Annotated in this window: 25 protein-coding genes; 6 read left to right on the top strand and 19 right to left on the bottom strand. The window is 73.5% G+C overall.

Annotated features, from left to right (window positions below):
- Window positions 1-85: 85 nt before the first annotated feature.
- Window positions 86-382, bottom strand: coding sequence for a co-chaperone GroES (groES, locus tag ACXVGS_RS10310; protein ID WP_141787203.1), 297 nt, complete (start codon window positions 380-382; stop codon window positions 86-88).
- Window positions 383-617: 235 nt separating this feature from the next.
- Here groES and ACXVGS_RS10315 point away from each other — a divergent pair, with 235 nt between their 5' ends.
- Window positions 618-1,844, top strand: coding sequence for a THUMP-like domain-containing protein (locus ACXVGS_RS10315; protein WP_458529374.1), 1,227 nt, complete (start codon window positions 618-620; stop codon window positions 1,842-1,844).
- 32 nt (window positions 1,845-1,876) lie between these two features.
- On the opposite strand, the gene ACXVGS_RS10320 is transcribed toward ACXVGS_RS10315, so the two are convergent.
- The 12 genes from ACXVGS_RS10320 to glmS are packed head-to-tail and all read right to left on the bottom strand — an operon-like array spanning window position 1,877 to window position 12,853.
- Window positions 1,877-2,707 (bottom strand): PfkB family carbohydrate kinase, encoded by an 831-nt coding sequence (locus tag ACXVGS_RS10320; protein WP_458535827.1) that lies wholly within the window; start codon window positions 2,705-2,707, stop codon window positions 1,877-1,879.
- Window positions 2,707-3,696 carry a nucleoside hydrolase gene (locus ACXVGS_RS10325; protein ID WP_458534893.1) on the bottom strand — a complete coding sequence of 330 codons (990 nt, stop codon included), beginning with the start codon at window positions 3,694-3,696 and terminating at the stop codon, window positions 2,707-2,709. Before ACXVGS_RS10325 ends, ACXVGS_RS10320 begins: the two co-directional genes overlap by 1 nt.
- 9 nt (window positions 3,697-3,705) lie before the next feature.
- A complete protein-coding gene (locus tag ACXVGS_RS10330; protein ID WP_458536921.1) occupies window positions 3,706-4,131 on the bottom strand; it encodes a YkvA family protein in 426 nt (141 codons plus the stop codon).
- A 4-nt stretch (window positions 4,132-4,135) separates the two neighbouring features.
- On the bottom strand, window positions 4,136-5,182 hold the full coding sequence (gene tsaD / locus ACXVGS_RS10335) for a tRNA (adenosine(37)-N6)-threonylcarbamoyltransferase complex transferase subunit TsaD (protein ID WP_458532327.1): 1,047 nt from the start codon (window positions 5,180-5,182) through the stop codon (window positions 4,136-4,138).
- A complete protein-coding gene (rimI, locus tag ACXVGS_RS10340) occupies window positions 5,179-5,637 on the bottom strand; it encodes a ribosomal protein S18-alanine N-acetyltransferase (RefSeq protein WP_458536922.1) in 459 nt (152 codons plus the stop codon). Before rimI ends, tsaD begins: the two co-directional genes overlap by 4 nt.
- A gap of 10 nt (window positions 5,638-5,647) precedes the next feature.
- The gene (tsaB, locus tag ACXVGS_RS10345; protein WP_458532326.1) at window positions 5,648-6,322 is read right to left on the bottom strand and encodes a tRNA (adenosine(37)-N6)-threonylcarbamoyltransferase complex dimerization subunit type 1 TsaB; all 675 of its coding nucleotides are present in this window, start codon (window positions 6,320-6,322) and stop codon (window positions 5,648-5,650) included.
- Between the two features lie 9 nt (window positions 6,323-6,331).
- Window positions 6,332-6,805: a tRNA (adenosine(37)-N6)-threonylcarbamoyltransferase complex ATPase subunit type 1 TsaE gene (gene tsaE / locus ACXVGS_RS10350; RefSeq protein ID WP_458529381.1), complete on the bottom strand. Its 474-nt coding sequence runs from the start codon at window positions 6,803-6,805 to the stop codon at window positions 6,332-6,334.
- Complete coding sequence (locus ACXVGS_RS10355; RefSeq protein ID WP_458532325.1) at window positions 6,795-7,976, bottom strand: alpha/beta fold hydrolase; 1,182 nt, start codon at window positions 7,974-7,976, stop codon at window positions 6,795-6,797. The genes tsaE and ACXVGS_RS10355 overlap by 11 nt, the downstream gene beginning before the upstream one ends.
- Window positions 7,973-9,148 carry an alanine racemase gene (gene alr, locus ACXVGS_RS10360; protein WP_458529383.1) on the bottom strand — a complete coding sequence of 392 codons (1,176 nt, stop codon included), beginning with the start codon at window positions 9,146-9,148 and terminating at the stop codon, window positions 7,973-7,975. Before alr ends, ACXVGS_RS10355 begins: the two co-directional genes overlap by 4 nt.
- Window positions 9,149-9,161: 13 nt before the next feature.
- Window positions 9,162-10,643, bottom strand: a complete 1,482-nt coding sequence (locus ACXVGS_RS10365) for a bifunctional ADP-dependent NAD(P)H-hydrate dehydratase/NAD(P)H-hydrate epimerase (protein WP_458534889.1) — start codon at window positions 10,641-10,643, stop codon at window positions 9,162-9,164.
- 3 nt (window positions 10,644-10,646) lie between these two features.
- Window positions 10,647-10,997: a holo-ACP synthase gene (locus ACXVGS_RS10370; RefSeq protein WP_458536923.1), complete on the bottom strand. Its 351-nt coding sequence runs from the start codon at window positions 10,995-10,997 to the stop codon at window positions 10,647-10,649.
- On the bottom strand, window positions 10,994-12,853 hold the full coding sequence (gene glmS, locus ACXVGS_RS10375) for a glutamine--fructose-6-phosphate transaminase (isomerizing) (RefSeq protein ID WP_458536924.1): 1,860 nt from the start codon (window positions 12,851-12,853) through the stop codon (window positions 10,994-10,996). Before glmS ends, ACXVGS_RS10370 begins: the two co-directional genes overlap by 4 nt.
- Before the next feature lie 58 nt (window positions 12,854-12,911).
- On the opposite strand from glmS, the gene coaA reads away from it, so the two are divergent.
- Both coaA and ACXVGS_RS10385 read left to right on the top strand, forming a co-directional pair.
- Window positions 12,912-13,877 (top strand): type I pantothenate kinase, encoded by a 966-nt coding sequence (gene coaA, locus ACXVGS_RS10380; RefSeq protein ID WP_458529387.1) that lies wholly within the window; start codon window positions 12,912-12,914, stop codon window positions 13,875-13,877.
- 43 nt (window positions 13,878-13,920) lie between these two features.
- A complete protein-coding gene (locus ACXVGS_RS10385; protein WP_458529388.1) occupies window positions 13,921-15,309 on the top strand; it encodes a class II fumarate hydratase in 1,389 nt (462 codons plus the stop codon).
- Window positions 15,310-15,424: 115 nt separating this feature from the next.
- On the opposite strand, the gene ACXVGS_RS10390 is transcribed toward ACXVGS_RS10385, so the two are convergent.
- The 3 genes from ACXVGS_RS10390 to ACXVGS_RS10400 form a co-directional block, all read right to left on the bottom strand.
- Complete coding sequence (locus tag ACXVGS_RS10390; protein ID WP_458532322.1) at window positions 15,425-16,078, bottom strand: aggregation-promoting factor C-terminal-like domain-containing protein; 654 nt, start codon at window positions 16,076-16,078, stop codon at window positions 15,425-15,427.
- A gap of 456 nt (window positions 16,079-16,534) precedes the next feature.
- Entirely contained in the window at window positions 16,535-17,770 is a 1,236-nt protein-coding gene (locus ACXVGS_RS10395) for a PhoH family protein (RefSeq protein ID WP_246092279.1), read from the bottom strand.
- A 472-nt stretch (window positions 17,771-18,242) separates the two neighbouring features.
- Window positions 18,243-19,004, bottom strand: a complete 762-nt coding sequence (locus tag ACXVGS_RS10400; RefSeq protein WP_221632407.1) for an isoprenyl transferase — start codon at window positions 19,002-19,004, stop codon at window positions 18,243-18,245.
- Window positions 19,005-19,132: 128 nt separating this feature from the next.
- On the opposite strand from ACXVGS_RS10400, the gene trhA reads away from it, so the two are divergent.
- Complete coding sequence (gene trhA, locus ACXVGS_RS10405) at window positions 19,133-19,855, top strand: PAQR family membrane homeostasis protein TrhA (protein ID WP_458529390.1); 723 nt, start codon at window positions 19,133-19,135, stop codon at window positions 19,853-19,855.
- A gap of 32 nt (window positions 19,856-19,887) precedes the next feature.
- Here trhA and ACXVGS_RS10410 read toward each other — a convergent pair whose 3' ends face one another.
- From ACXVGS_RS10410 to mca, 3 genes are read right to left on the bottom strand one after another with little or no spacing between them, the layout of a single operon-like run.
- Window positions 19,888-20,268, bottom strand: a complete 381-nt coding sequence (locus ACXVGS_RS10410) for a VOC family protein (protein ID WP_458529391.1) — start codon at window positions 20,266-20,268, stop codon at window positions 19,888-19,890.
- Between the two features lie 55 nt (window positions 20,269-20,323).
- Window positions 20,324-20,623, bottom strand: coding sequence for a hypothetical protein (locus ACXVGS_RS10415; RefSeq protein WP_458529392.1), 300 nt, complete (start codon window positions 20,621-20,623; stop codon window positions 20,324-20,326).
- Complete coding sequence (mca, locus tag ACXVGS_RS10420) at window positions 20,620-21,537, bottom strand: mycothiol conjugate amidase Mca (RefSeq protein WP_458529393.1); 918 nt, start codon at window positions 21,535-21,537, stop codon at window positions 20,620-20,622. Before mca ends, ACXVGS_RS10415 begins: the two co-directional genes overlap by 4 nt.
- 109 nt (window positions 21,538-21,646) lie before the next feature.
- Between mca and ACXVGS_RS10425 the strand changes: the two genes are divergently transcribed.
- Window positions 21,647-22,021, top strand: a complete 375-nt coding sequence (locus tag ACXVGS_RS10425; RefSeq protein WP_458533510.1) for a DUF4307 domain-containing protein — start codon at window positions 21,647-21,649, stop codon at window positions 22,019-22,021.
- 184 nt (window positions 22,022-22,205) lie between these two features.
- Window positions 22,206-22,697, top strand: coding sequence for a transcription elongation factor GreA (gene greA, locus ACXVGS_RS10430; RefSeq protein WP_458532320.1), 492 nt, complete (start codon window positions 22,206-22,208; stop codon window positions 22,695-22,697).
- The last annotated feature ends 130 nt before the right edge of the window (window positions 22,698-22,827 follow it).

Raw genomic sequence — 22,827 nt, forward strand, 5'->3', positions numbered from 1 at the left:
AGTCGTAAGGGTGGTTCAACGGACGTGCCCCGACGAGCACCTGGTGTCAGGCACGTCGCCGGGGCGCGTCATACGGAGCAGAAGCTCAGCTGGTGACAACCGCGAGGACGTCGCGGGCGGAGAGGATGAGGTACTCCTCGCCGGCGTACTTGACCTCGGTGCCGCCGTACTTGCTGTAGATGACCTTGTCACCCACGGCAACGTCGAGCGGGACGCGGTTGCCCTTGTCGTCGATGCGGCCGGGACCGATCGCCAGGACCTCGCCCTCCTGGGGCTTCTCCTTGGCGGTGTCCGGGATGACCAGACCGGAGGCCGTCGTCTGCTCGGCCTCGACGGACTTCACGACGATGCGGTCTTCGAGCGGCTTGATGGAAACCGACACGTGCTGACCTCCCCTTCGGGAATGTCGATGTGGACGTTTGGGTGGAACTGCTCGGGGTGCGGCCGTGCAGGCGTGTCGCCGTCGCGGGGGTCGACGCGCTCGCGGGTCGCGATTGGCACTTGCCGGAGGCGAGTGCCAATCAGAATCTAGGTCCGCGTTTAGCACTCGGTCAACTCGAGTGCCAGCGCCCGGATCCTGGCACGCGCCCGGCCGGGCATGGGGGAGGATGTGCGCCATGGACCTCGCGGCGGTGGAGAAGCTCGTCTCGGGCGAGGGCTGGGGCCTGCTGCAGTCGCTCCCACCGTATGACGAGTCCTCGGCGATGCAGCTCGGCCACCAGTTGCGCCTGGCCGGCTTCGACCCCGAGCTGGTCGCCGCCGCCCTCACCCAGTCACGGCTGCGGGCCCGGGCGCGGAGCAAGTTCGGTGAGTTCGCCAACGGGATGATGTTCACCGCCGACGGCCTGGAGCAGGCCACCCGCCTGGAGCTGGCCGCCCGGCACGCGTCGCGCTTCCGCGAGGCCGGGGTGGGGCACGTGCTGGACCTCGGCTGCGGCATCGGCTCCGACGCCATGGCCTTCGCCGGGCTGGACCTGGTCGTGACCGCCGTCGATGCCGACGAGGTCGCCGCCGCCATCGCCGGGGTCAACCTGCGGCACTGGCCGTCCGCGCGCACCCTCGTGGGCACGGTCGAGGACACCGAGCTGCCCACCGGTGACGCCGCCCGGCACGCCGGGGCCTGGCTGGACCCGGCCCGGCGCCTGCCCGGCGTGTCCGACGCGCGCGGGCGCACCCGGCGCGTGTTCAACCTGCAGGCCATCTCCCCCTCGTGGGACACCGTGCAAGAGGTGGCCCGGACCCTGCCGGCGACCGGAGCCAAGCTCAGCCCGGCGTTCCCGCATGCCGCCCTGCCGCCCGGCGCCGAGGCGCAGTGGACCTCCTTCGGCGGCGAGGTGCTCGAGTGCGCCGTGTGGTGGGGTCCGCTGGTCGAGCGGGCCGGACGCAGCGCCTTGCTGCTCGGGCCCGACGGGAGCGCGTCGACGGTGAGCCAGGCCGACGCCCCCGGGCCGACGCCGACCGCCGAGGGGCTCACCGGGCTCGGCCAGTTCCTCTACGAGCCGGACCGCGCGGTGATCCGGGCCGGCCTGGTCTCGGCCCTGACAGCGGCCGTCGACGGCGTGGAGGTGGACGCCGGGCTGGGCTACGTCAGCGCCGACCGGGCGGTCGACCTGCCGTGGGCCCGCCGGTTCGTGGTGACCGAGGCGATGCCGTTCCACGTCAAGCCGCTGCGGGCCTGGCTGCGCGAGCGCGACGTGGGCAACCTGACGATCAAGAAGCGCGGGGTCAGCACCGACGCCGACGCGCTGCGCCGCCAGCTGCGACTGACCGGTTCCGCCGAGCTGACCGTGGTCCTGACCCGGGTCGCCGGCCAGCAGGTCGTCCTCGCCGTCCGCCCCGCCTGACCCACGCCCAGCCCCCTTCCTTCCGCCGAGGGTCAGAAAGCGGGGTCGGGCTGGGCACCGTGGCGGCGGACCGCCTCGGCTCCCGCCTTCATCGCCGCCGAGAGCGCCTCGTCGCGGCCGAGCCCGCGCGCCAGCGCCGCCGCGAGCGCCCCGCAGAACGCGTCACCCGCCCCGGTCGTGTCGAGCACCTCACCCTCCGGGACCCCCACCGCGGGGGCCGGTATGCCGTCCCAGGCCGCGCCGTTGGCCCCGAACGTCACGAGCAGCGACCCCGGGACCTGCCCGGCGTCGGCGAGCGCCAGCGCCTCGTGCTCGTTGACCACCACCGGGTCGGCGAGGGCGACGACGTCGAGCGGGAGGGCGGCATACGGGGCGAGGTTGAGGACCACCCGCGCCCCGACGCCGGTGGCGCGGCGCACCGCCGCGGCGACGGCGGCCACGGGCACCTCCAGGGAGGCGAGCAGGACGTCACCGGGGCCAGCCCGATCCAGGGCCGACAGGTGGGTGGCCGACACCGCCGCGTTGGCACCCGGCACGACGACGATGACGTTCTCCCCCGCCGCGTCGACGGTGATGATCGCGTGCCCGGTCACCGCGCCGGCCTCGACCGACACCGGCCCGGCGTCGATGCCCAGGGCGCCCAGCCGGCGCCGGTAGGCCGCTCCCCCGTCGTCCGCGCCGACCGCACCGAGCATGACCACCTCGGCACCGGCAGCGCGGGCAGCCACCGCCTGGTTGGCGCCCTTGCCACCGGCGAACCGTGCCAGCCCTTCCCCCAGCACGGTCTCCCCCGGCCGCGGGTGCCGCTCGACCCGGGTGACCAGGTCGACGTTGAGCGAGCCGAGGACGAAGACCCGCCCCATCAGCGGCGACCGCCGACGGTGTCCAGCCACAGCCGGGCGTAGCGCTCGGCCTCGACGTGCAGGGCGACGTCGACGCTGGTGGGGGCCTGACCGTGCGGGTCGTGGGCCAGGTCGCCGGACCAGTCACGCCGGTCGACGATGGTGCGCCCGCGCGACCAGGTGCCGGCCAGCTCGACCCGCACCGGCAGCCGCTCGGTGCGCAGGCCGGCCCGGTCGAGGACCGCACAGACCGCACCGGCGTCGCCGATCGTCGCGTCGGGTGTGCCGAACCGCTCGCACTGGAAGGCGATCAGGCGCCCGGCGAGGTCACCCGGGCCGCCCGGGTCGGCACTGCGCAGGGTCGCCGCCTCCCCGGCGGTGACCCGCACGTCGTAGAAGACGTCCAGGCCGTACATCGTCACCGGCACCCCGAGCTCCGCCGCGGCCTCGAGGACCACGGCCGCCGCTTCCGGGTCGTGCCAGACGTTGAACTCCGCCGAGGCGGTCGCGTTGCCCACCTGGGCCGCCCCGCCCATGAAGACGATCTCGCGCAGGCCGGCGGCAGCCTGCGGCCACATGCGCAGCAGCAGCGCGATGTTGGTCAGCGGGGCCATGGGCACCAGCGTGATCTTCTGCTCCACGGGCTTGGTGGAGGCCTCCAGCAGCACGTCGCAGAGCAGCTCGACCGCGTGCCGCCCGTCCGGCTCGCGGGTCGAGCGCGGCCAGTCGAGGTCGCCCATCCCGTCCTGGCCGTGCACGTGCCGGGCGTCCCGGGCCGGCTCCAGCAGCGGGCGCTCGGCGCCGCGCGCCACCGGCACGTCGGGACGGCCGGCCGCGTCCAGCACGGTCAGCGTGTTGCTCACCACGTCGTCGACCCCGGCGTTGCCGCCTACGCAGCTGACGGCCCGCAGGTCGAGGTCCGGGTGCATCGCCGCGAGCAGGACGGCGCAGGCGTCGTCGACCCCGGTGTCGACGTCGAGGACCACGGGCAGGCGATGGGACGCGGGCATGCCGCGACCCTAGCCGGGCAGGCCGGGACCCGGCCCGGGTGCCCGTCGGCGGCCGTCTAGCACCCGCTCGAGCAGGCGCGGGCTGGCCGGCCACGCGGCCAGGAGGGTCTCGCGCGGGACGCTGCGCGCGGCGTACCGCAGCAGCAGGACGACGGCCACGACGTCGTCCAGCGGTCCGATCACCGGCAGGAACTCCGGGAGCAGATCGATCGGCGAGACCACCCACACGACGGCGACGAGCAGCGCAATCCGGGCCCGGCGGGGCACCGCGGGGTCGCCGCGCAGCCGGTGGGCCGCGGTCACGCAGGCCGGCAGGAACTCGGCGACATTTCGCAGCAGCCCCGGTGGCAGCCGGTGCGCCAGCAGCACCATCACCGCGCAGCTGAGCGCCCACAGGGCCAGCGCCACCCCGGCGACGACCAGCAGACGGGTCATGGCCTCAGGCCTGGACCAGCGCCACCGGCATGGAGGAGTCGGCGGGTAGGTCCAGCAGCGAGGGGGTGCGACCGCGGGCGACCATCTGCGCACCGAGCGAGGCGACCATGGCGCCGTTGTCGGTGCACAGCCCGGGGCGGGGCACGCGCAGCCGGATGCCCGCCGCGTCGCAGCGTTCCTGGGCCATGGCCCGCAGCCGGCTGTTGGCCGCCACGCCGCCACCGATGAGCAGGTCCTCGACACCGTTCTCGCGGCAGGCCAGGACCGCCTTGCGGGTCAGCACGTCGGTCACCGCCTCCTGGAAGCTCGCCGCGACGTCGGCCACCGGCACCGGCTGCCCGTCGCGCTCGCGCGCCTCGACCCAGCGGGCCACGGCGGTCTTCAGCCCGGAGAAGGAGAAGTCGAACCGGTGCCGCTCCATGTCCCGCCGCGAGGTCAGCCCGCGCGGGAAGTCGATGTAGGCCGCGTCGCCCTCGCGCGCCGCCCGGTCCACGTAGGGGCCGCCCGGGAACGGCAGTCCCAGGACGCGGGCGACCTTGTCGAACGCCTCACCGGCGGCGTCGTCGATGGTGCTGCCGAGGGAGCGGATGTCGTGGGTGACATCGGGGACCAGCAGCAGGCTGGAGTGGCCGCCGGAGACGAGCATCGCCATGGTCGGCTCGGGCAGCGGGCCGTGCTCGACGATGTCGACGGCGACGTGGGCGGCGAGGTGGTTGACCCCGTAGAGCGGCTTGCCCAGCGCGACCGCGAGCGCCTTGGCGGAGGCGACGCCGACCAGGAGGGCCCCCGCCAGCCCTGGACCGGAGGTGACCGCGACGGCGTCGACGTCCTCGAGCCGGATGCCCGCCTCGCGGGTCGCGCGCTCGATCGTGGGCACCATCGCCTCGAGGTGGGCCCGGCTGGCGACCTCGGGCACGACGCCGCCGAAGCGGGCGTGCTCGTCGACGCTGCTGGCGACCGCGTCGACGAGCAGCGTCTCGCCCCGGACGATCCCGACCCCGGTCTCGTCGCAGGAGGTCTCGATGCCGAGCACCAGCGGCTGGTCGGTCACGGGGTGTCTCCCTTCAGGTGCAGCCGCATGACGTGGGCGTCCACGTCACCGGGCTGGTAGTACTTGCGACGCACGGTCAGCAGCTCGAACCCGCTGCGGGCATACAGCCTCTGGGCCGCCTCGTTGTCGGCCCGGACCTCCAGCATGAGGTGCTCGGCGCCGGACTCGCGGGCGTCCGCGAGGAGCCGGTCGAGCAGCACCCGCCCCAGCCCGGTGCCCTGGTGGGCGGGGGCCACGGCGATCGTCATGACGTCGGCGACGTCGCCGCCACGGTCCAGCCCGGCATACCCGGCAAGGTTGTCACCGGACTGGGCGACGACGTAGGAGCGGCGCGGCCGCTGCGCCAGCTCGGCCCACCACGTCGGCTCGCTCCACGCGTCGTGGGCGAACAGCTGCTGCTCGAGGGTGACCAGCTCGGGGATGTCCTGCCAGCGCAGGGGGCGCAGCTGCGTCACGGCACCTCCATCACAGCACCGACTTGCGGGTCACCGACGGCGCGGCGTCGGGACGGCGCAGGTAGAGCGGCTCCGGCGGACCGAGCCCCTCCCCCGCGGTCAGCCGGGCGGCGGCCACAGCCGCGAGGTGCCCGGCACTGACGTCCAGCGGGGGCACACCGGGCCCGAGCAGGTCGGGGTAGAGCAGCGGCCCGCGGCCGGCCACGGCGCGACCGGCGACCCGGTCGACGAGGTCCGAGGGCTTGTCGACCGCCGGCCCCTCCACGCGTCGCGGCCCGTCGCCCGTGACGGCGTAGTCGGCCCAGTAGACCTCCTTGCGCCGCGCGTCCGTGGCCACGAGGAAGGACTGCCCCACCTCGGCGGGGCGCTCGGCCCAGGCCTGGTGGGCGATCGCGTCCAGGCTGCACACCCCGTGGACCGGTATGCCACGGGCGAAGGCCAGGGTGCGCGCCGTCACCAGCCCGACGCGCAGCCCGGTGAACGGCCCCGGGCCGGTGCCGGCGATGACCGCAGTGACGTCGGCGACGGAGGCGCCGGCCTCGCGCAGGGCGGCCTCGATGCCGGGGGCGAGGTGCTCGCCGTGCCGGCGGGCGTCCAGGGTCGCCGTCTCGGCCAGCACCCGCTCGCCGTCGTGCAGGGCGACGGTGATGGCCGTGGTGGAGGTGTCGATCGCGAGCAGCAGCACGGGGTCAGGCTAACCAGCCAGCAGGGTGCCCAGCTCCCCGGCCGCCGGGCCGGTCCAGCGCGGGCCGTGGCCCTCGACGGTGACGCGGCGTCGGTCGGCCCCGGTGAGCGTGACCTCGAGGTAGTCCTCCGCCAGGCCCTCAGCCAGCCCGTGGCCCCACTCCACGATGGTGACCGAGTCGGCCAGGTCGGCGTCGAGGTCGAGGTCGTCGAGCTCGGCGAACCCGCCCAAGCGGTAGGCGTCGACGTGGACCAGGGCCGGCCCGCCGACCAGGGAGGGGTGGACCCGCGCGATGACGAAGGTCGGCGAGGTGATCGGCCCGCGCACGCCCAGGCCCTCGGCAATGCCCTGGGTGAGCGTGGTCTTGCCGGCACCGAGGTCGCCGGTGAGCAGCAGCAGGTCGCCGGCGCGCAGGCACCGGCCCAGCCGGGCGCCCCACGCCTGCGTGTCCTCGACCGTGTCGAGGGTGAGCTCAGCCCGCACGGCGGCGACGGCGGCTCTGCACCCGGCTGACCCGGCGCTGCTGGGCCAGGTCGGTGACGGTGCGGCGGACACGGGGCTTGCGGCGGACGTCGGTCTGCTCGGCACCGGCCCGGCGGGCGCGCTCGATGAGCGCCAGCAGCTGCTCGCTGACGACGTCGGGGTGCTCGAGCATGAGGATGTGGCCGGCGTCGTTGACGACGACGTGCTCGGCGCCCGGCACCAGCCGGACGATCTCCTCGCTGTGGTCCGGCGGGGTCAGCAGGTCCCCGGCACCGTTGAGCACCAGCGTCTCCACGCCGATGAACTGCGCCAGCGCCTCCCGCTTGTCGTGCCGGTCGAAGCCGGGCATGAAGTGCGAGACGACGTCCAGTCGGGTGCCGAGGATCATGTCGCCGGTCAGCCGGACGATGCCCAGCGGGACCGGGGAGGCGAAGGAGTAGCGGTCGACGAGGAAGTCCTCGATGCCGCGGCCGGCCTTGCGGGCCGAGGCGAGCACGCCCTGCCGGTCGGCGAGCTGGCCGACGGCGCGCGGCCCGAGCCGGCGCACCAGGTTGCCCATGAGGTTGCCCATGCCCCAGTCCACGTCGGACAGGCCGCCGGGGCTGGTGGCCACGAACGCGACGCCGATGACCCGCTCGCGGATCAGGTCGTGGTGCTCCACGGCCAGGGACATGATCGTCATGCCGCCCATGGAGTGGCCCACGAGGACCAGCGGGCCCTCGGGGGCGGCCTCGGCGATCACCCGGGCCAGGTCCTGGCCGAGCTGGTCGACGTCGTAGTGCTCGGGCGAGCCGGTGCCGGAGCGACCGTGGCCGCGCTGGTCCCAGACCACGACCCGGTAGCCGGCCGCGGTGAGGGCGCGCCGCTGGAAGACCCAGCAGCGCAGGCTCAGGGTGTAGCCGTGCGAGAGCACGACCGTGGGCACCGGCCCCGTGCCGCTCGCAGGTGCCGTCGGATGGTCCACCTCGACGTGCAGCGGCACCCCGTCGTCGGCGACGACGACCAGCTCCTCGTCCGGGACCCGCTCGTAGGTCTCGGAGCTGTCCAGCGCGATCGCGGTGTTGCGCGCCCGCACGAGCCGGTCGGCGGCGACCCCCACGGCCGCCGCGGCACCGGCCGCGACGAGGCCGACCCCCAGGCCGGTCAGGGTCTTGTTCCGTGCGGGACTCACCGTGCACCTCCGACGTGGACGCGGGGCACCCGCGACCCGATTCTCGTGACGATCTCATAGGAGATCGTGCCCGTGGCCTGTGCCCAGTCCTCGGCGGTCGGCCCGCCGGCGTCGCCCCGGCCGAAGATCTCGGCCACGTCGCCCGGGTGGACCTCGGCCTCGGCGCCGACGTCCACGACGAACTGGTCCATGCAGACCCTGCCAGAGACGGTGTGCCGTGTCCCGGCGACACTCACCGGCCCCACGTTGGTGGCGTTGCGCGGGATGCCGTCGGCGTAGCCCACCGGCACCAGCGCCAGGGTGGTGTCCCGCTGGGTGACGTACTGGTGCCCGTAGCTGACGCCCTGCCCTGCGGGGACCCGCTTGACCACCGCGATATTGGCGGTCAGCGTCATCGCCGGGGTCAGCCCGAACGAGGCCGGGTCGCCCAGCTGTGGCACCGGCGAGAGCCCGTAGACGGCGATGCCGGGCCGGACCAGGTCGAAGGCGGCCGAGGGGTTGGTCAGCGTCGCCGCGGAGTTGGCGAGGTGGCGGACCTCGAGATCGCAGCCGGCTTTCTCCGCCTCGCGCACGGCCTCGGCGAAGCGCTCCTGCTGCAGCCGCACGGTGGGGTGGTCGGGGGCGTCGGCGTAGACGAAGTGCGACCACACCCCGACGACGCGCACCGCACCCTCAGCCTCGAGCGCGCGGGCGGCGTCCAGCAGCACCGGCCAGTCGGCCCCGTAGGCGCCGTTGCGCCCCAGGCCGGTGTCGACCTTGAGGTGGATCCGGGCGGTCCGTCCGAGCGTGCGCGCGGCGGCGGCGACCTCCTCCAGGGCCCAGGAGGCCGAGACCGACAGGTCCACGTCGGCGTCGATCGCGGCGGCGAAGTCGGTGCCGGGCACGTGCAGCCACGACAGCACGCGGGCGTCGATCCCGGCCTCGCGCAGGGCCATGGCCTCGGGCAGCTGGGCCACGCCCAACCAGCTGGCGCCGCCGGCGAGGGCGGCCCGGGCGCTGGGCAGCAGGCCGTGGCCGTAGCCGTCGGCCTTGACCACGGCCATGACGCCGGCATCCCCGGCGTGCTCGCGCAGCGTCCTGACGTTGCCGGCGATGGCGTCGAGGTCGACGGTGGCGCGCGCAGGAGCGCCACCGCTCAGCGTGGTGGAGGGGGCGGCGTCCGGTGCTGTCATCACGCCCAGTGTCTCAGGCGCGGCCTGGGGGCCGCTCCAGCAACCCCGCCACGACCCCCGGTATGCCGTGTGCCAGCGCGAGCGCGCGCACCGGACCACCGGGGTTGGCCGCGTGCCCGGCCAGGCCGTGCACGAGGGCCGCGAGGCTGCCGGCGTCAAGGGGACTGAGCCCGGCGGCGAGCAGAGTGCCCGCCAGCCCGGCGAGCACGTCGCCGGAGCCGGCGGTGGCCAGCCACGCCGGCGCGTCGGCCTGCGACCGGATCGGCAACCGGCTGCTCCCGGGCGGCACGACCAGGGTGGTCGAGCCCTTGAGCAGGACGGTGCAGCCGGTCTGGTCGGCCAGCTCGCGGGCGTGGGACACGGGCGCCCCGGCCACCTGGGCCCGGGTGACCTCGCGGCCGGTGAGGCGGCTCACTGCCCGGGCGAGCTCGCCGGCGTGGGGGGTGAGCAGGGTGGGTGTCGACCGCACGCCGTCGATGAGGTCGAGTGCCCCGGCGTCGACGACGCAGGGCTCGCCGGAGGCCAGGGCGTCCCGGGCCGCGGCGACCTGCGCCCGCCCGGCCTCGGACCCGTCCTCGGCGTCCAGGCCGGGACCGACCACCCACGCCTGCACCCGGCCGGGGCCCATGACCGCCTCGGGCACCTGGGCCCGCACCAGCGCGGTGGGGGTGGGCGGGCCGACGTAGCGCACCATGCCGACGCCGGCGCAGACCGCCGAGGTCACCGACAGCAGTGCCGCCCCGGTGTAGTGCTCCCCGCCCGCGACCACGCCGAGGACCCCGCGGGAGTACTTGTCGTCGCCGGGCCCGGGCACCGGCCACATCCGGGCGGCGTCGTCGTGGGTGAGCCGCTGGACCGCGGGGACGGCGTCGACCTCCAGGCCGATGCCGACCACGGTCAGGCGTCCCACGGCGGACTCGGTGGCCGGCAGCAGGTGGACCGGCTTGGCCACGCCGAAGGTCACCGTCTCGTCAGCGAACACCCGGTCGGCGTTGCTGTCCTGGCCGGAGGGGTCGGCGCCGCTGGGCAGGTCGACAGCCACCAGCCACGCCTCGTCGGGGACGAGGTCGAACACGGCGCGGGCAGCCGGGGGCAGGCCCGGGCGACCGCCGATCCCGAGCACGCCGTCGACGACCACGTCGGCAGCGGCGAGCAGGCGAGCGGCCTCGGGTGTCGCGGACTCGCCGGTCGACTCCACGACCTCGACCCCGGCCGCCAGAGCCGCCTCCAGGCCGCGCTCGTGCGGGTGCCCGCTCACGGTGACCGCCCCGACGGCGAACCCGCGCTCGGCCAGGCGCGCCGCGGCATACAGGGCGTCCCCACCGTTGTTGCCGCCGCCGACGACCGCCACGACGTGGCCGTCGCGGGCGACCCGGACGGCCACGACCTCGGCCAGCCCGGCCGCGGCCCGCCGCATCAGCTCGCCCTCCGGCAGCGCGGCCATGGCCGCCTCCTCGGCGGCCCGGACGTCCTCCACGGCGTAGGCGTCGATCACGGGTCAGCCCTCGGCGATGACCACGGCCGAGGCGATGCCGGCGTCGTGCGACAGCGACACGTGCAGGCTGTGCACGCCCAGGGCGTCGGCCCGGGCCTGCACGCTGCCGATGATCTGCAGGTGCGGGCGGCCGTCGTCGCCGCGCATCACCGTGACGTCGCTCCAGTGCATGCCCGCGGGCGCGCCGAGCGCCTTGGCGAGGGCCTCCTTGGCGGCGAACCGCGCGGCGAGGGAGTTCAGCCCGAGCCCACGCTCGGACTCGGTGAACAGCCGGTCCCTCAGGCCGGGCGTGCGCTCCAGGGTCTGCCCGAAGCGCTCGACGTCGACGACGTCGATGCCGACCCCGATAATCATTCGACCGTGACGGACTTGGCCAGGTTGCGCGGCTGGTCGACGTCCAGGCCCTTGGCCGTGGCCAGCTCGCAGGCGAAGACCTGCAGCGGGACCGTGGTGACCAGCGGCGCGAGCAGCGGCGGGGTCTGCGGGACCCGGATCACCACGTCGGCGAACGGCACGACGTCCTCGTCGCCGTCCTCGGCGATGACGAGGGTGCGGGCGCCGCGGGCGCGGATCTCCTGGATGTTGCTGACGTCCTTGCCGTGCAGGCCGTGCTCGCTGCTCTGCGAGGGCACGATGACGAACACCGGCTGGCCGGGCTCGATCAGGGCGATCGGGCCGTGCTTGAGCTCGCCGGCGGCGAAGCCCTCGGCGTGGATGTAGGCCAGCTCCTTGAGCTTGAGCGCGCCCTCGAGGGCCACCGGGTAGCCGACGTGGCGACCCAGGAAGAGCACCGAGCGGGTGTCGGCCATGAAGCGGGCGATCTCGCGGACCCGGTCGAGGCCGTCGAGGACCTGCTGGATCTTGGCGGGGACCTCGTGCAGGTCCTTCATGACCGCCTGCGCCTCGTCGGCGTAGGTGCCACCGCGCAGCTGGGCGAGGTAGAGGCCGAGGATGTAGCAGGCGGTGATCTGGGCCAGGAACGCCTTGGTGGAGGCGACGGCGATCTCCGGGCCGGCGTGGGTGTAGAGCACCGCGTCCGACTCGCGCGGGATGGTCGATCCGTGGGTGTTGCAGACGGCGACCACCTTGGCGCCGAGCTCACGGGCGTGCTTGACGGCCATGAGGGTGTCCATCGTCTCGCCGGACTGCGAGATCGCCACGACCAGGGTGCGCTCGTTGACCACCGGGTCGCGGTAGCGGAACTCGTGCGCCAGCTCGACCTCGCACGGGATGCGGCACCAGTGCTCGATGGCGTACTTGGCGACCATGCCCGCGTAGGCGGCGGTGCCGCAGGCGATGATGACGATCTTGTCGACGGCGCGCAGGTCGTCCTCGGAGATGCGCAGCTCGTCGAGCACCAGCCGGCCGGTCTCGTCGGTGCGGCCCAGGAGGGTGTCGGCGACCGCGTGCGGCTGCTCGTTGATCTCCTTGGCCATGAAGTTGGGGTAACCACCCTTCTCGGCGGCCGCGGCGTCCCAGGTGACCTCGAACTGCTTGCCCTGCGCCGGGGTGCCGTCGAAGTTGATGACGGTGGCCGAGTCCGGGGTGATCGTGACGATCTGGTCCTGCTCGAGCTCGAGCGCGCTGCGGGTGTAGCCGATGAACGCGGCGACGTCGGAGCCGAGGAAGTTCTCGCCCTGGCCGAGGCCGACGACCAGCGGGGAGTTGCGGCGGGCGCCGACGACGACGCCGGGCTGGTCGGCGTGCACGGCCAGGAGGGTGAACGCGCCCTCGAGGTCGCCGACGACCTGCTGCATCGCGGCGGTCAGGTCGTGGGTCTGCTCGTAGGCCTTGGCCAGCAGCTGCGCGACGACCTCGGTGTCGGTCTCGGACAGGAAGTGCACGCCGTCGGCGAGGAGGCCGGACTTGAGGGCGTGGAAGTTCTCGATGATGCCGTTGTGGATCAGGGCGAGCTTGCCGTCCTGGCCACCGCGGTGCGGGTGGGCGTTCTCGTCGGTGGGGCCGCCATGGGTGGCCCAGCGGGTGTGCCCGATGCCGGTCGACGACTCCGGCAGGGGGTGGCTCGCCAGCGCCTCGGTGAGGTTGACCAGCTTGCCTGCCCGCTTCTCGGTCGAGACGTGGTCACCGGTGACCAGGGCCACGCCCGCCGAGTCGTAGCCGCGGTACTCCAGCCGGGCCAGCCCCTCGAGGACGACGTCCAGCGCCTTGCCGTCGACGTTCGGGCCGACGTATCCAACGATTCCGCACATGGCGGTCAGCCTAGCCGGACCCCTACCCCGGCAGCGCACGCCGGACCACTCGGCCAGAATGAGCGCCGTGCCCCAACCCCACGGCCACGGCCTGCCCTCGCCCTACGTCGAGCTCGACCGCGCGGCGTGGGCCCGGCTGCGCAACCAGCACCCGCTGAGCCTGACCGAGGCCGACGTCACCCGGCTGCGCGGGCTCGGGGACCGGCTCGACCTCGAGGAGATCGAGCAGGTCTACCTGCCGATCTCGCGGCTGCTCAACTTCTACGTCGGCGCCACCTCCGGCCTGCACCGGATCACCACCGACTTCCTGGGCGAGCAGCCCGAGCGCACGCCGTTCCTGATCGGCGTCGCCGGTTCGGTCGCGGTGGGCAAGTCCACCACCGCCCGGATCCTGCGCGAGCTCCTCGGCCGCTGGCCGGGCACCCCGCGGGTCGAGCTCATCACCACCGACGGCTTCCTCTATCCCAACGCCGAGCTCGAGCGCCGGGGACTGCTGCAGCGCAAGGGCTTCCCCGAGTCCTACGACCGCCGGGCGCTGCTCCGGTTCGTGGCCGAGGTCAAGGCGGGCGTGGAGGAGGTCTCCGCCCCGGTCTACTCCCACCTGACCTACGACATCGTCCCCGGCGCCCGGACCGTGGTGCGCCGCCCCGACGTGCTCATCGTCGAGGGCCTCAACGTGCTCCAGCCGCCGCGGGTGCTGGCGGACGGCCGCACCGGCCTGGCGGTCAGCGACTTCTTCGACTTCTCGGTCTACGTCGACGCCCGCCCCGAGGACATCAAGCGGTGGTACGTCGACCGGTTCTTCCGCCTGCGCGGCACCGCCTTCGCCGACCCCGACTCCTACTTCCACCGGTATGCCGAGCTGTCCGACGGGCAGGCCCGCGCCACCGCCGAGCGGATCTGGGACACCATCAACGCCCCCAACCTGGCCGAGAACGTCCGGCCCACCCGGGGTCGGGCCACGCTGGTCCTCGCCAAGGGCGAGGACCACAGCGTCCGGCGGGTCCGCCTGCGCAAGCTCTGACGACGGCGCTGCGGACCGCAACCGCCGGGGTGATGATGGCCCCATGACCGATCGCGTGGAGCACGACTCGATGGGCGAGGTCCGGGTGCCGGCCGAGGCGCTGTGGGGCGCCCAGACCGCCCGGGCGGTCGAGAACTTCCCGATCTCGGGGCTGCGGATGCCGGCGGAGATCGTGCACGCCCTGGCCCGGGTGAAGGCGGCGGCGGCCGAGGTCAACGCCGAGCTCGGCGCCCTCGACCAGCAGCTGGCCGGTGCCATCGCCGACGCCGCGGCGGAGGTCGCCGACGGCCGCCACGACGACCACTTCCCCATCGACGTGTTCCAGACCGGCTCGGGCACCTCGACCAACATGAACGTCAACGAGGTCGTGGCCCGGCTGGCGCACCTCAGCAGCGGCCTGGCCGTGCACCCCAACGACCACGTCAACGCCGGGCAGTCCAGCAACGACACCTTCCCGACCGCGATCCGGGTCGCCGCCGCGGTGGCGGTGGCCCGCGAGCTGGTGCCCGCCCTGACGCACCTGGCGGAATCGCTCGGGCGCAAGGAGGCCGAGTTCGCCTCGGTGGTCAAGGCCGGCCGCACCCACCTCATGGATGCCGTGCCGGTCACGCTGGGCCAGGAGTTCTCCGGCTACCGGCGCCAGGTCGAGCTCGGCATCGCCCGGGTGCAGGCTGCGGCCGAGGGCGTGGCCGAGCTGCCACTGGGCGGCACCGCGGCCGGCACCGGGCTCAACGCCGCGCCGGGCTTCGCGGCCGCGGTCATCGAGCGCCTCGCCGCCCAGACCGGGGTGCCGCTGCGCGAGGCGGAGAACCACTTCGAGGCCCAGTCCACCCAGGACGCCGTGGTGGCCCTCAGCGGCGCCGTGAAGGTGGTCGCGGTGAGCCTGACCAAGATCTGCAACGACCTGCGCTGGATGGGCTCCGGCCCGCGGGCCGGCCTGGGCGAGATCCACCTGCCCGACCTGCAGCCGGGGTCGAGCATCATGCCCGGCAAGGTCAACCCGGTCGTCCCCGAGGCCACCCTCATGGTCTGCGCCCAGGTCATCGGCAACGACCTGACCATCACCACCGCCGGCGCCAGCGGCGCCTTCGAGCTCAACGTGATGCTCCCGGTCATCGGGCGCAACCTGCTGGAGTCGCTCACCTTCCTGGCCCACGCCGCCCGGCTGCTGGCCGACCGCTGCGTCGACGGCATCACCGCCGACGAGCAGCGCTGCCTGGACCTGGCCCAGGGCTCGCCCGCGATCGTCACCCCGCTCAACCGCTACATCGGCTACGAGGCGGCTGCGGCCGTGGCCAAGCAGGCCCTTGCCGAGCGACGCTCGATTCGTGACGTCGTCCTCGACCGCGGCCACGTCGCCAACGGCGAGCTCACCGAGGACCAGCTCGACGCCGCCCTCGACGTGCTGGCGATGACCCGCCCACCCGCCTGAGGCGAACAGGCACCGCCGGGCCGCCGCGTGGCCTCCCAGCCACCCGGCATACCGGCCGCGGACACGACGGACCCCGGACGGCGCTGCCGTCCGGGGTCCGGTGACGTGGTGCGGCTCAGTACCAGTTCATGGCCTGGGAGTGGCCCCACGCGGAGCACGGGGAGCCGTAGCGGCTCTGGATGTACTGCAGGCCCCACTTGATCTGCGTGGCCGCGTTGGTCTGCCAGTCGGAGCCGACCGAGGCCATCTTGGAGCCCGGCAGCGCCTGGGCGATGCCGTAGGCGCCGGAGCCGGCGTTGACGGCGTGGACGTTCCAGTTGGACTCCTTGGTCCACAGCGAGTCCAGGCAGCCGAACTGGTCCTGGCCCCAGCCGAACTGGCCGAGCATGAGCTTGGCCAGGGCGCGCGGGTCGGCATTGGCCTGCGCGAGCAGCGCCTGGCGCTGCTTCTCACGCGCCGCGCGGGCCGCGGCCTCGGCGCGGGCCTGGGCAGCGGCCTCGGCGCGGGCACGTGCGGCCGCAGCGGCCTTGCCCTCGATCGCCGCGCGCTGCGTGTTGGCAGCCTGCTTGGCCGACGCGAGGTAGGCGTTGTTGTCGATCTGGGTGTCCGAGAGCTCGGTCGCCTGGGCGACCGCCTCGGGGCTGACGGTGAACGACGTACGGGTGGTCGCATGGTCGTTGGCCGACGCGTAGCCCGCCGCGGTGGCGGCGATGGTGGCAAGCGCGGCGCCGGAGGAGACCAGCGGACGCCGAAGAGCTTGGTTGAACACAAGTGGCCTTCCGAAGACCGTGCCCTGCGTGCTGGTGCGGCGGCACGGAGTGTTACCTCGGTGCCGGCCCGCGTAGGACGTGGTCATGACGCCTCCAGAAGAGAGTGGGCGCGCCTCGTGGGCGGCCCGCGCACGCAGATGGCTGTAACGCACGTGATGCCGCAGGGGGCTACGGCATCAGAAGGCGTCCCGCCATTGGGACGCCGGCGTTACCTGACCGAGATCTGACTCCGTCAACGGTGACAGTCCGGCCATGGCCCACCAAATTCGGCGGCCCGCGGCCGGTCCCGGTTGAGCACGCAGCGTAGCCCACAAATCGGGCAATGGGGATATTCCGTCAGGCCTGTGGACAAGCCCTGGGCGGGAGGCCGTCACACACAGTGACGGCGGGCATGTGAGCCGACACACGCCCGCCGTCAGGGGTTCGGGACTGAAGTCCCTGTTCAGGACGCCGGTTCAGACCTCCAGGCCCTCGAGCAGGTCCGTCACCAGGGCCGCGATCGGGCTTCGCTCGCTGCGGGTGAGCGTGACGTGTGCGAACAGAGGGTGACCCTTGAGCGCCTCGATCACGGCCGCGACCCCGTCGTGCCGGCCGACCCGGAGGTTGTCGCGCTGGGCCACGTCGTGGGTCAGCACCACCTTGGAGTTCTGGCCGATGCGGGACAGCACGGTGAGCAGGACGTTGCGCTCCAGGCTCTGCGCCTCGTCGACGATGACGAACGCGTCGTGCAGGGAGCGGCCGCGGATGTGGGTCAGCGGGAGCACCTCGAGCATCCCGCGGTCGAGGACCTCCTCGACCACCTCGTGGGAGACCAGCGCACCGAGGGTGTCGAACACGGCCTGGGCCCAGGGGCCCATCTTCTCCGACTCGCTGCCCGGCAGGTAGCCCAGCTCCTGGCCGCCCACGGCATACAGGGGGCGGAAGACCACGACCTTGCGGTGCTGGCGCCGCTCCATCACCGCCTCCAGGCCGGCGCACAGCGCCAGGGCGCTCTTGCCGGTGCCGGCGCGGCCGCCGAGGCTGACGATGCCCACGTCGGGGTCGAGCAGCAGGTCCAGGGCGACCCGCTGCTCGGCGCTGCGGCCGTGCAGGCCGAACGCGTCGCGGTCGCCGCGCACCAGCCGCACCGACTTGTCGGCACCCACCCGGCCCAGCCCGCTGCCCCGCGGGGACAGGAGCACCAGACCGGTGTGGCAGGGCAGGTCGCGGGCCGCGTCGTGCTCGACCCGCCCGGCGTCGTAGAGGGCGTCCATCTGCTCGACCGTGACGTCGAGCTCGGTCATGCCGGTCCAGCCGCTGTCGACGGCGAGCTCGGCGCGGTACTCCTCGGCATCGAGACCGACCGCCGAGGCCTTGACCCGCATCGGCAGGTCCTTGCTCACCACGGTGACGGCGCAGCCCTCGTTGGCCAGGTTGCGGGCCACCGCGAGGATCCTGGTGTCGTTGTCGCCGAGGCGGAACCCGGCCGGCAGCGACTCGGGGTCGGTGTGGTTGAGCTCCACCCGCAGGGTGCCGCCGTGCTCCCCGACGACCACCGGTGCGTCGAGACGGCCCTCACGGACGCGCAGGTCGTCCAGCAGGCGCAGGGCCTGGCGGGCGAAGTAGCCCAGCTCGGGGTGGTGGCGCTTGCCCTCGAGCTCGGTGACCACGACCACGGGAAGGACGACCTCGTGCTCGGCGAACCGGAGCATGGCCCTGGGGTCGGACAGCAGGACGGAGGTGTCCAGGACGAACGTGCGGTGGGCGGGGTCGTGCGGGACGGCCTGGGTGGGCCGGGTGCGCGACGAGCGCTGCGCCCCGGGTGCGGGGCTCGCGGACGCTGCGGCGCTGGGGCTGGTCGACGAACGACGGGTCGTGGCCAATTCCGACTCCCTCGGCACAGCGTTGCCGCTGCGCCTCACTCTCGGACCTGAGACCGGGACCGGGCCCACCGGTGACGGATGGGCCGGGTCCGGCCCTCCGTCCGGAGCCGGATTCGCTCCATGGGTGGACCTCCCGAACGCGCGGCGGGTGCCTTGCGTCAGTTCTGACGGTACGACGGCCGGGGCGCGTGTGACGTCTTTTCGACGGCGCGTCGTGAGGTGTCACCGGACCGTCATCGACCGTTGCCCGGGCGTTCCGGACATAGCGGACACGGCGGCCTGGGTGCCGGGTCGGCTCCGGTCAGGATCCGAAGCGGCGCTCCCGCTCGGCGTAGGCGCGCAGCGCCCGCAGGAAGTCGACGTGGCGGAAGTCGGGCCAGTAGGCCTCGCAGAAGTAGAACTCGCTGTGGGCGCTCTGCCACAGCAGGAAGCCCCCCAGCCGCTGCTCGCCGGAGGTGCGGATCACCAGGTCGGGGTCGGGCTGACCCTTGGTGTAGAGGTGCTCGGCGATGTGCTCGACGTCGAGGGCCTCGGCGAGCTCTTCGATCGAGGTGCCCCGGGCCGCGTGCTCCTGCAGCATCGAGCGGACGGCGTCGGCGATCTCGCGCCGGCCGCCGTAGCCGACCGCGACGTTGACCAGCAGGCCGTCGACGTCACGGGTGGCGTCCGCGGCCTCCTTGAGCCGGTGTGCCGTCTCGGCCGGCAGCAGGTCGAGCGCGCCGACGGGGTTGAGCCGCCAGCGGCCGGAGGCGGCCAGCCCGGCGACGGCGGTCTCGATGATCCGCAGCAGCGGGGTGAGTTCGGCGGCGGGACGGTTGAGGTTGTCGGTGGACAGCAGCCAGAGGGTGACGACCTCGACCCCGACCTCCTCGCACCAGCCGAGCAGCGGGGAGATGTTGTCGGCACCGGCCTGGTGGCCCTGAGCGGTGTCGGCGCCGTTGGCCTTGGCCCAGCGGCGGTTGCCGTCGAGCATGACGCCCACGTGGCGCGGGAGCCGATCCTGGGGGAGGCGAGCAATGAGGCGGCGCTCGTACGCGCCGTACAACAGGTTCCGCAGACCCACGTCCGTCCTCCTCGGTCTGGTGCGCGACCACCGTACTCCGCCCGGGCACCCGGGCCGACAGTGCTCGGCGACCTGCATCACAACCTACGTGCTAGTAACTTACGTGACCGTAGGTTACGGTGGCGGGCATGAGCTCCCGCCCGGTCAGCAGCAGCCCATCCCCCTCCAGCGAGACCAGCCCCGGACCCGTCGAGTCCGCGGTCGCTGCCCTCAAGCCGCACCTGCGCGGGTGGATCCACGCCGGCACCTTCCCCGTGGCCCTCGCGGCGGGGATCGTGCTGGTCTGCCTGGCCCCGACGGGCACCGCCCGGCTGGGTGCCGCGGTCTTCGGCCTCACCGCCGCGATGCTGTTCGGGACCTCCGCGGTCTACCACCGCGGCACCTGGTCGCCGCGGGTCCAGGGCGTGCTCAAGCGCCTGGACCACTCCAACATCTTCCTGATCATCGCCGGCACCTACACGCCCTTCGCCCTGCTCCTGCTGCCGCCGGAGCAGTCCCGCACGCTGCTGCTCATCGTCTGGACCGGCGCCATCGCCGGCGTGCTCTTCCGGGTGCTGTGGGTGGGCGCGCCCCGCTGGCTCTACACCCCGGTCTACGTCGCCCTGGGATGGGTCGCGGTGTTCTACTTCGGCCCGCTGCTCCAGCGCGGCGGGGTGGCCGTGATGACGCTGATCGCCGTGGGCGGCCTGCTCTACACCCTCGGCGCCGTGGTCTACGGCACGAAGCGGCCGAACCCCTCCCCGCGCTGGTTCGGCTTCCACGAGGTGTTCCACGTGTTCACCGTGGCGGCCTTCGTGGTGCACTACGTCGCAGCCTCGCTGGCCGTCTACTCCGCCGGCCCGCCTGCCTGAGCCGGCAGGCGCGTCCGCGGACCGGTGCGCACTCAGGCCCGGGCGGTCTGCCACAGGCCGACGGTGTTGCCCTCGGGGTCGCGGAAGTAGGCGGTCCAGCCCATGTCGCCGACCTGCATCCGCGTGACGAGCGTCGAGCCGCCGAGCGAGCCGATGGTCTCCAGGGCCTTGTCGATGTCGTCGACGTCGATGACCACCACGGGGTGCGTGAAGTTCCCGCCGCGGCCCATCAGCCCGCCGTCGATGTAGCCCGGCTCGGTCGGCCCCTGCTCCCCCGTGGGGCCGGTGCTGACCATCGTGTAGTTCATGTCCGGAACCGGCTGGACCTGCCAGCCGAACGCCTCGCGGTAGAACGCATAGGCGCGCTCGGCGTCATCGAACGGGATCTCGAAGTGCACGACCCGACCGCTCATCGCGGTCACCTCCCACGGTCCGCGGAGCCCGCGGCCGGCCGGTCGCGGGGCCGGTTCAGGCTACGCCCGGCCCTCCCGGGGCACCGGGCTCTTGGTCCCGGCCCGAGCCGCCCTCGGCGTCGTCGTCCCGACCGCTGCCGGGACCCTCGTCCTCGTCGGTGTCACCACGCGGCGCCGGGGCGCCGCCGGTCGGGCCAGCCTGCGCGGCCCGGGCCTCGGCCTCCTCACGGAAGCTCATACGCCGCAGCCGGGCATTCATGTTGCGCATCAGCAGCCACAGGGCGACCGCGAGCAGGAAGAAGGCCAGGAAGCCTCCGAGTCCGGCCGTGACGTTGGTGCTCACGGTGGTGTTCACGATGCGTCCTTGGTGGTGCCGTCGTAGTGCACCTCGAGGCCGCCCTTGCGGGCCAGCGCATCGGCCTCGGCCAGCGAGCCCAGCCCGGCGAAGAGGCAGTCCTCGATGGGCTCGACCGGCACGTAGGACAGGGCCGCCTCGAAGTCCTCGGTCGGCCAGATCTCCTGCTGCATCTCCAGCGGCACCATGAACCACGACCCCTCGGGGTCGATCTGCGTGGCGTGGGCCAGCAGCGCCCGGTCACGGGTCGGGAAGTGCTCCGCGCAGGGGATGCGCGTGGTGATGGTGCGCTCGCCGCGGTCCTCCCAGCGCGCGATCCACTCGCCGTAGGGGGACTCCAACCCGGCCTGCTCCATCGCGTCGTGGAAGGCCAGGATGCGGCCCTTGGACAGGGTCTGGTTGTAGTAGATCTTGAGCGGCTGCCAGGCCTCGCCGGCGTGCGGGTATGCCGTGGGGTCACCCGCCGCGCGGAACGCCGACATGCCGACCACGTGGGTCATGACGTGGTCGGGGTGGGGGTAGCCGCCGTTCTCGTCGTACGTCGTCATGACGTGCGGGCGGAACTCGCGCACGACCCGCACCAGGGCCTCGGTGGTCACCTCGACCGGCTCGAGCGCGAAGCACCCCTCCGGCAGCGGCGGCAGCGGGTCGCCCTCGGGCAGGCCGGAGTCGACGAAGCCCAGCCAGGTGTGCTGCACCCCCAGGATCTCCTGGGCCTTGGCCATCTCGCGGCGCCGCACGTCGGGCAGGTCGCGCAGGATCTCGGGGTCGTCCTTGAGGGCAGGGTTGAGCACGTCGCCGCGCTCCCCGCCCGTGCAGGAGACCACCAGCACCTCGACGCCGTCGGCGACGTACTTGGCCATCGTGGCCGCGCCCTTGCTCGACTCGTCGTCGGGGTGCGCGTGCACCGCCATGAGTCGCAGTCCTTCAACCACCGTGCACACCTCGTGGAGCCATGTCGGAGAATGATCGGGCTCATCATGTCACCCGGCGCCGACCGCGCCTGCGTCGGAAGGGTCCCCCGTGCCGCTGCCCCGCCCCGCCCCCGGAACCACGCGCTGGTGGGTCATCGGCACCATCGGGTGCGCCGTGGGCATCGCCATCGCTGTCTGGCTGGGCCTGGCGAGCACCGTCGGCCAGGTGTCGTGGACCGACATCGGCTACCACGTGGTCGACGACAGCCGGGTGGACGTGAGCTACGACGTGCACCGCCCCACCGGCAAGGCCGTGACCTGCCAGGTCCAGGCGCTGGACTCCCACTTCGGCACGGTCGGCAGCGTCGCCGTGCACATCCCCGCACCGGGTCCGGACTCGGTGCACCGGGAGACCACGGTCCGCACCACCTCGCGCGCGGTGACCGGCGTCGTCCAGACCTGCTCCGTGGACGGGGCGCCGTAGCCCCGCGTGCCGCGTCCCACCAGCACGGATTGGCCGTGACCACCCCTTCGCTTGCTAGGCTGGTCGCTTCACACTTGGGTCTGGACCTGCGACCACACCGGTCGGGTCCGGGCCCGATTGCTTAGTCACCCGGCACCCCGGCGCACCCCGCCCCGGCCCGTCGGGTCCAACCAAGGAGTCAGACGTGAGCGACACTGCGACCACCACGGGGAGCTTCCTCACCCAGGAGGCGTACGACCGTCTCAAGGCAGAGCTCGAGCAGCTCTCCGGCGAGGGCCGCACCGAGATCGCCAAGAAGATCGAGGCGGCCCGCGAGGAGGGTGACCTCCGTGAGAACGGCGGCTACCACGCCGCCAAGGAGGAGCAGGGCAAGATGGAGGCCCGCATCCGCCAGCTCACACAGCTGCTCGAGACCGCCACCGTCGGCGAGGCCCCGAAGAACGACGGCACCGTCGTGCCGGGCATGGTCGTCACCGTCGAGATGTTCGGCGACCGGGAGACCTTCCTGCTCGGCAGCCGCGAGATCGAGGGCGACGAGCTCGAGGTCTTCAGCGAGAAGTCCCCGGTCGGGGCGGCCATCAACGGCGCCAGGATCGGCGACACCGTGAGCTACGAGGCCCCCAACGGCAAGAAGATCGAGGTCAAGATCCTCGAGGCCAAGCCGTATGCCGGCTAGTCACCACCGCGGGTGACCCCACCCGGGCAGAAGGCCGCCACCCCCCCCGGGGTGGCGGCCATCTGCGGTTCGGCCCGTGCGCCACAGGCCCGGCCGGCGGGCGCCGGCGCACCGGCTGGTGGAGCGGCGG

The sequence above is a fragment of the Oryzihumus sp. genome (assembly GCF_054325275.1).

Coding starts and splice junctions, on each gene's coding strand:
- ACXVGS_RS10315 (WP_458529374.1), top strand. CDS start 618: ATGGACCTCGCGGCGGTGGAGAAGCTCGTCTCGGGCGAGGGCTGGGGC.
- glmS (WP_458536924.1), bottom strand. CDS start 12,853: ATGTGCGGAATCGTTGGATACGTCGGCCCGAACGTCGACGGCAAGGCG.
- ACXVGS_RS10410 (WP_458529391.1), bottom strand. CDS start 20,268: ATGAGCGGTCGGGTCGTGCACTTCGAGATCCCGTTCGATGACGCCGAG.
- ACXVGS_RS10325 (WP_458534893.1), bottom strand. CDS start 3,696: ATGCCCGCGTCCCATCGCCTGCCCGTGGTCCTCGACGTCGACACCGGG.
- ACXVGS_RS10395 (WP_246092279.1), bottom strand. CDS start 17,770: ATGCTCCGGTTCGCCGAGCACGAGGTCGTCCTTCCCGTGGTCGTGGTC.
- ACXVGS_RS10330 (WP_458536921.1), bottom strand. CDS start 4,131: ATGACCCGTCTGCTGGTCGTCGCCGGGGTGGCGCTGGCCCTGTGGGCG.
- coaA (WP_458529387.1), top strand. CDS start 12,912: ATGAGCGCCGTGCCCCAACCCCACGGCCACGGCCTGCCCTCGCCCTAC.
- ACXVGS_RS10320 (WP_458535827.1), bottom strand. CDS start 2,707: ATGGGGCGGGTCTTCGTCCTCGGCTCGCTCAACGTCGACCTGGTCACC.
- mca (WP_458529393.1), bottom strand. CDS start 21,537: ATGGCGGTGCACGCGCACCCCGACGACGAGTCGAGCAAGGGCGCGGCC.
- alr (WP_458529383.1), bottom strand. CDS start 9,148: ATGACAGCACCGGACGCCGCCCCCTCCACCACGCTGAGCGGTGGCGCT.
- trhA (WP_458529390.1), top strand. CDS start 19,133: ATGAGCTCCCGCCCGGTCAGCAGCAGCCCATCCCCCTCCAGCGAGACC.
- ACXVGS_RS10370 (WP_458536923.1), bottom strand. CDS start 10,997: ATGATTATCGGGGTCGGCATCGACGTCGTCGACGTCGAGCGCTTCGGG.
- ACXVGS_RS10385 (WP_458529388.1), top strand. CDS start 13,921: ATGACCGATCGCGTGGAGCACGACTCGATGGGCGAGGTCCGGGTGCCG.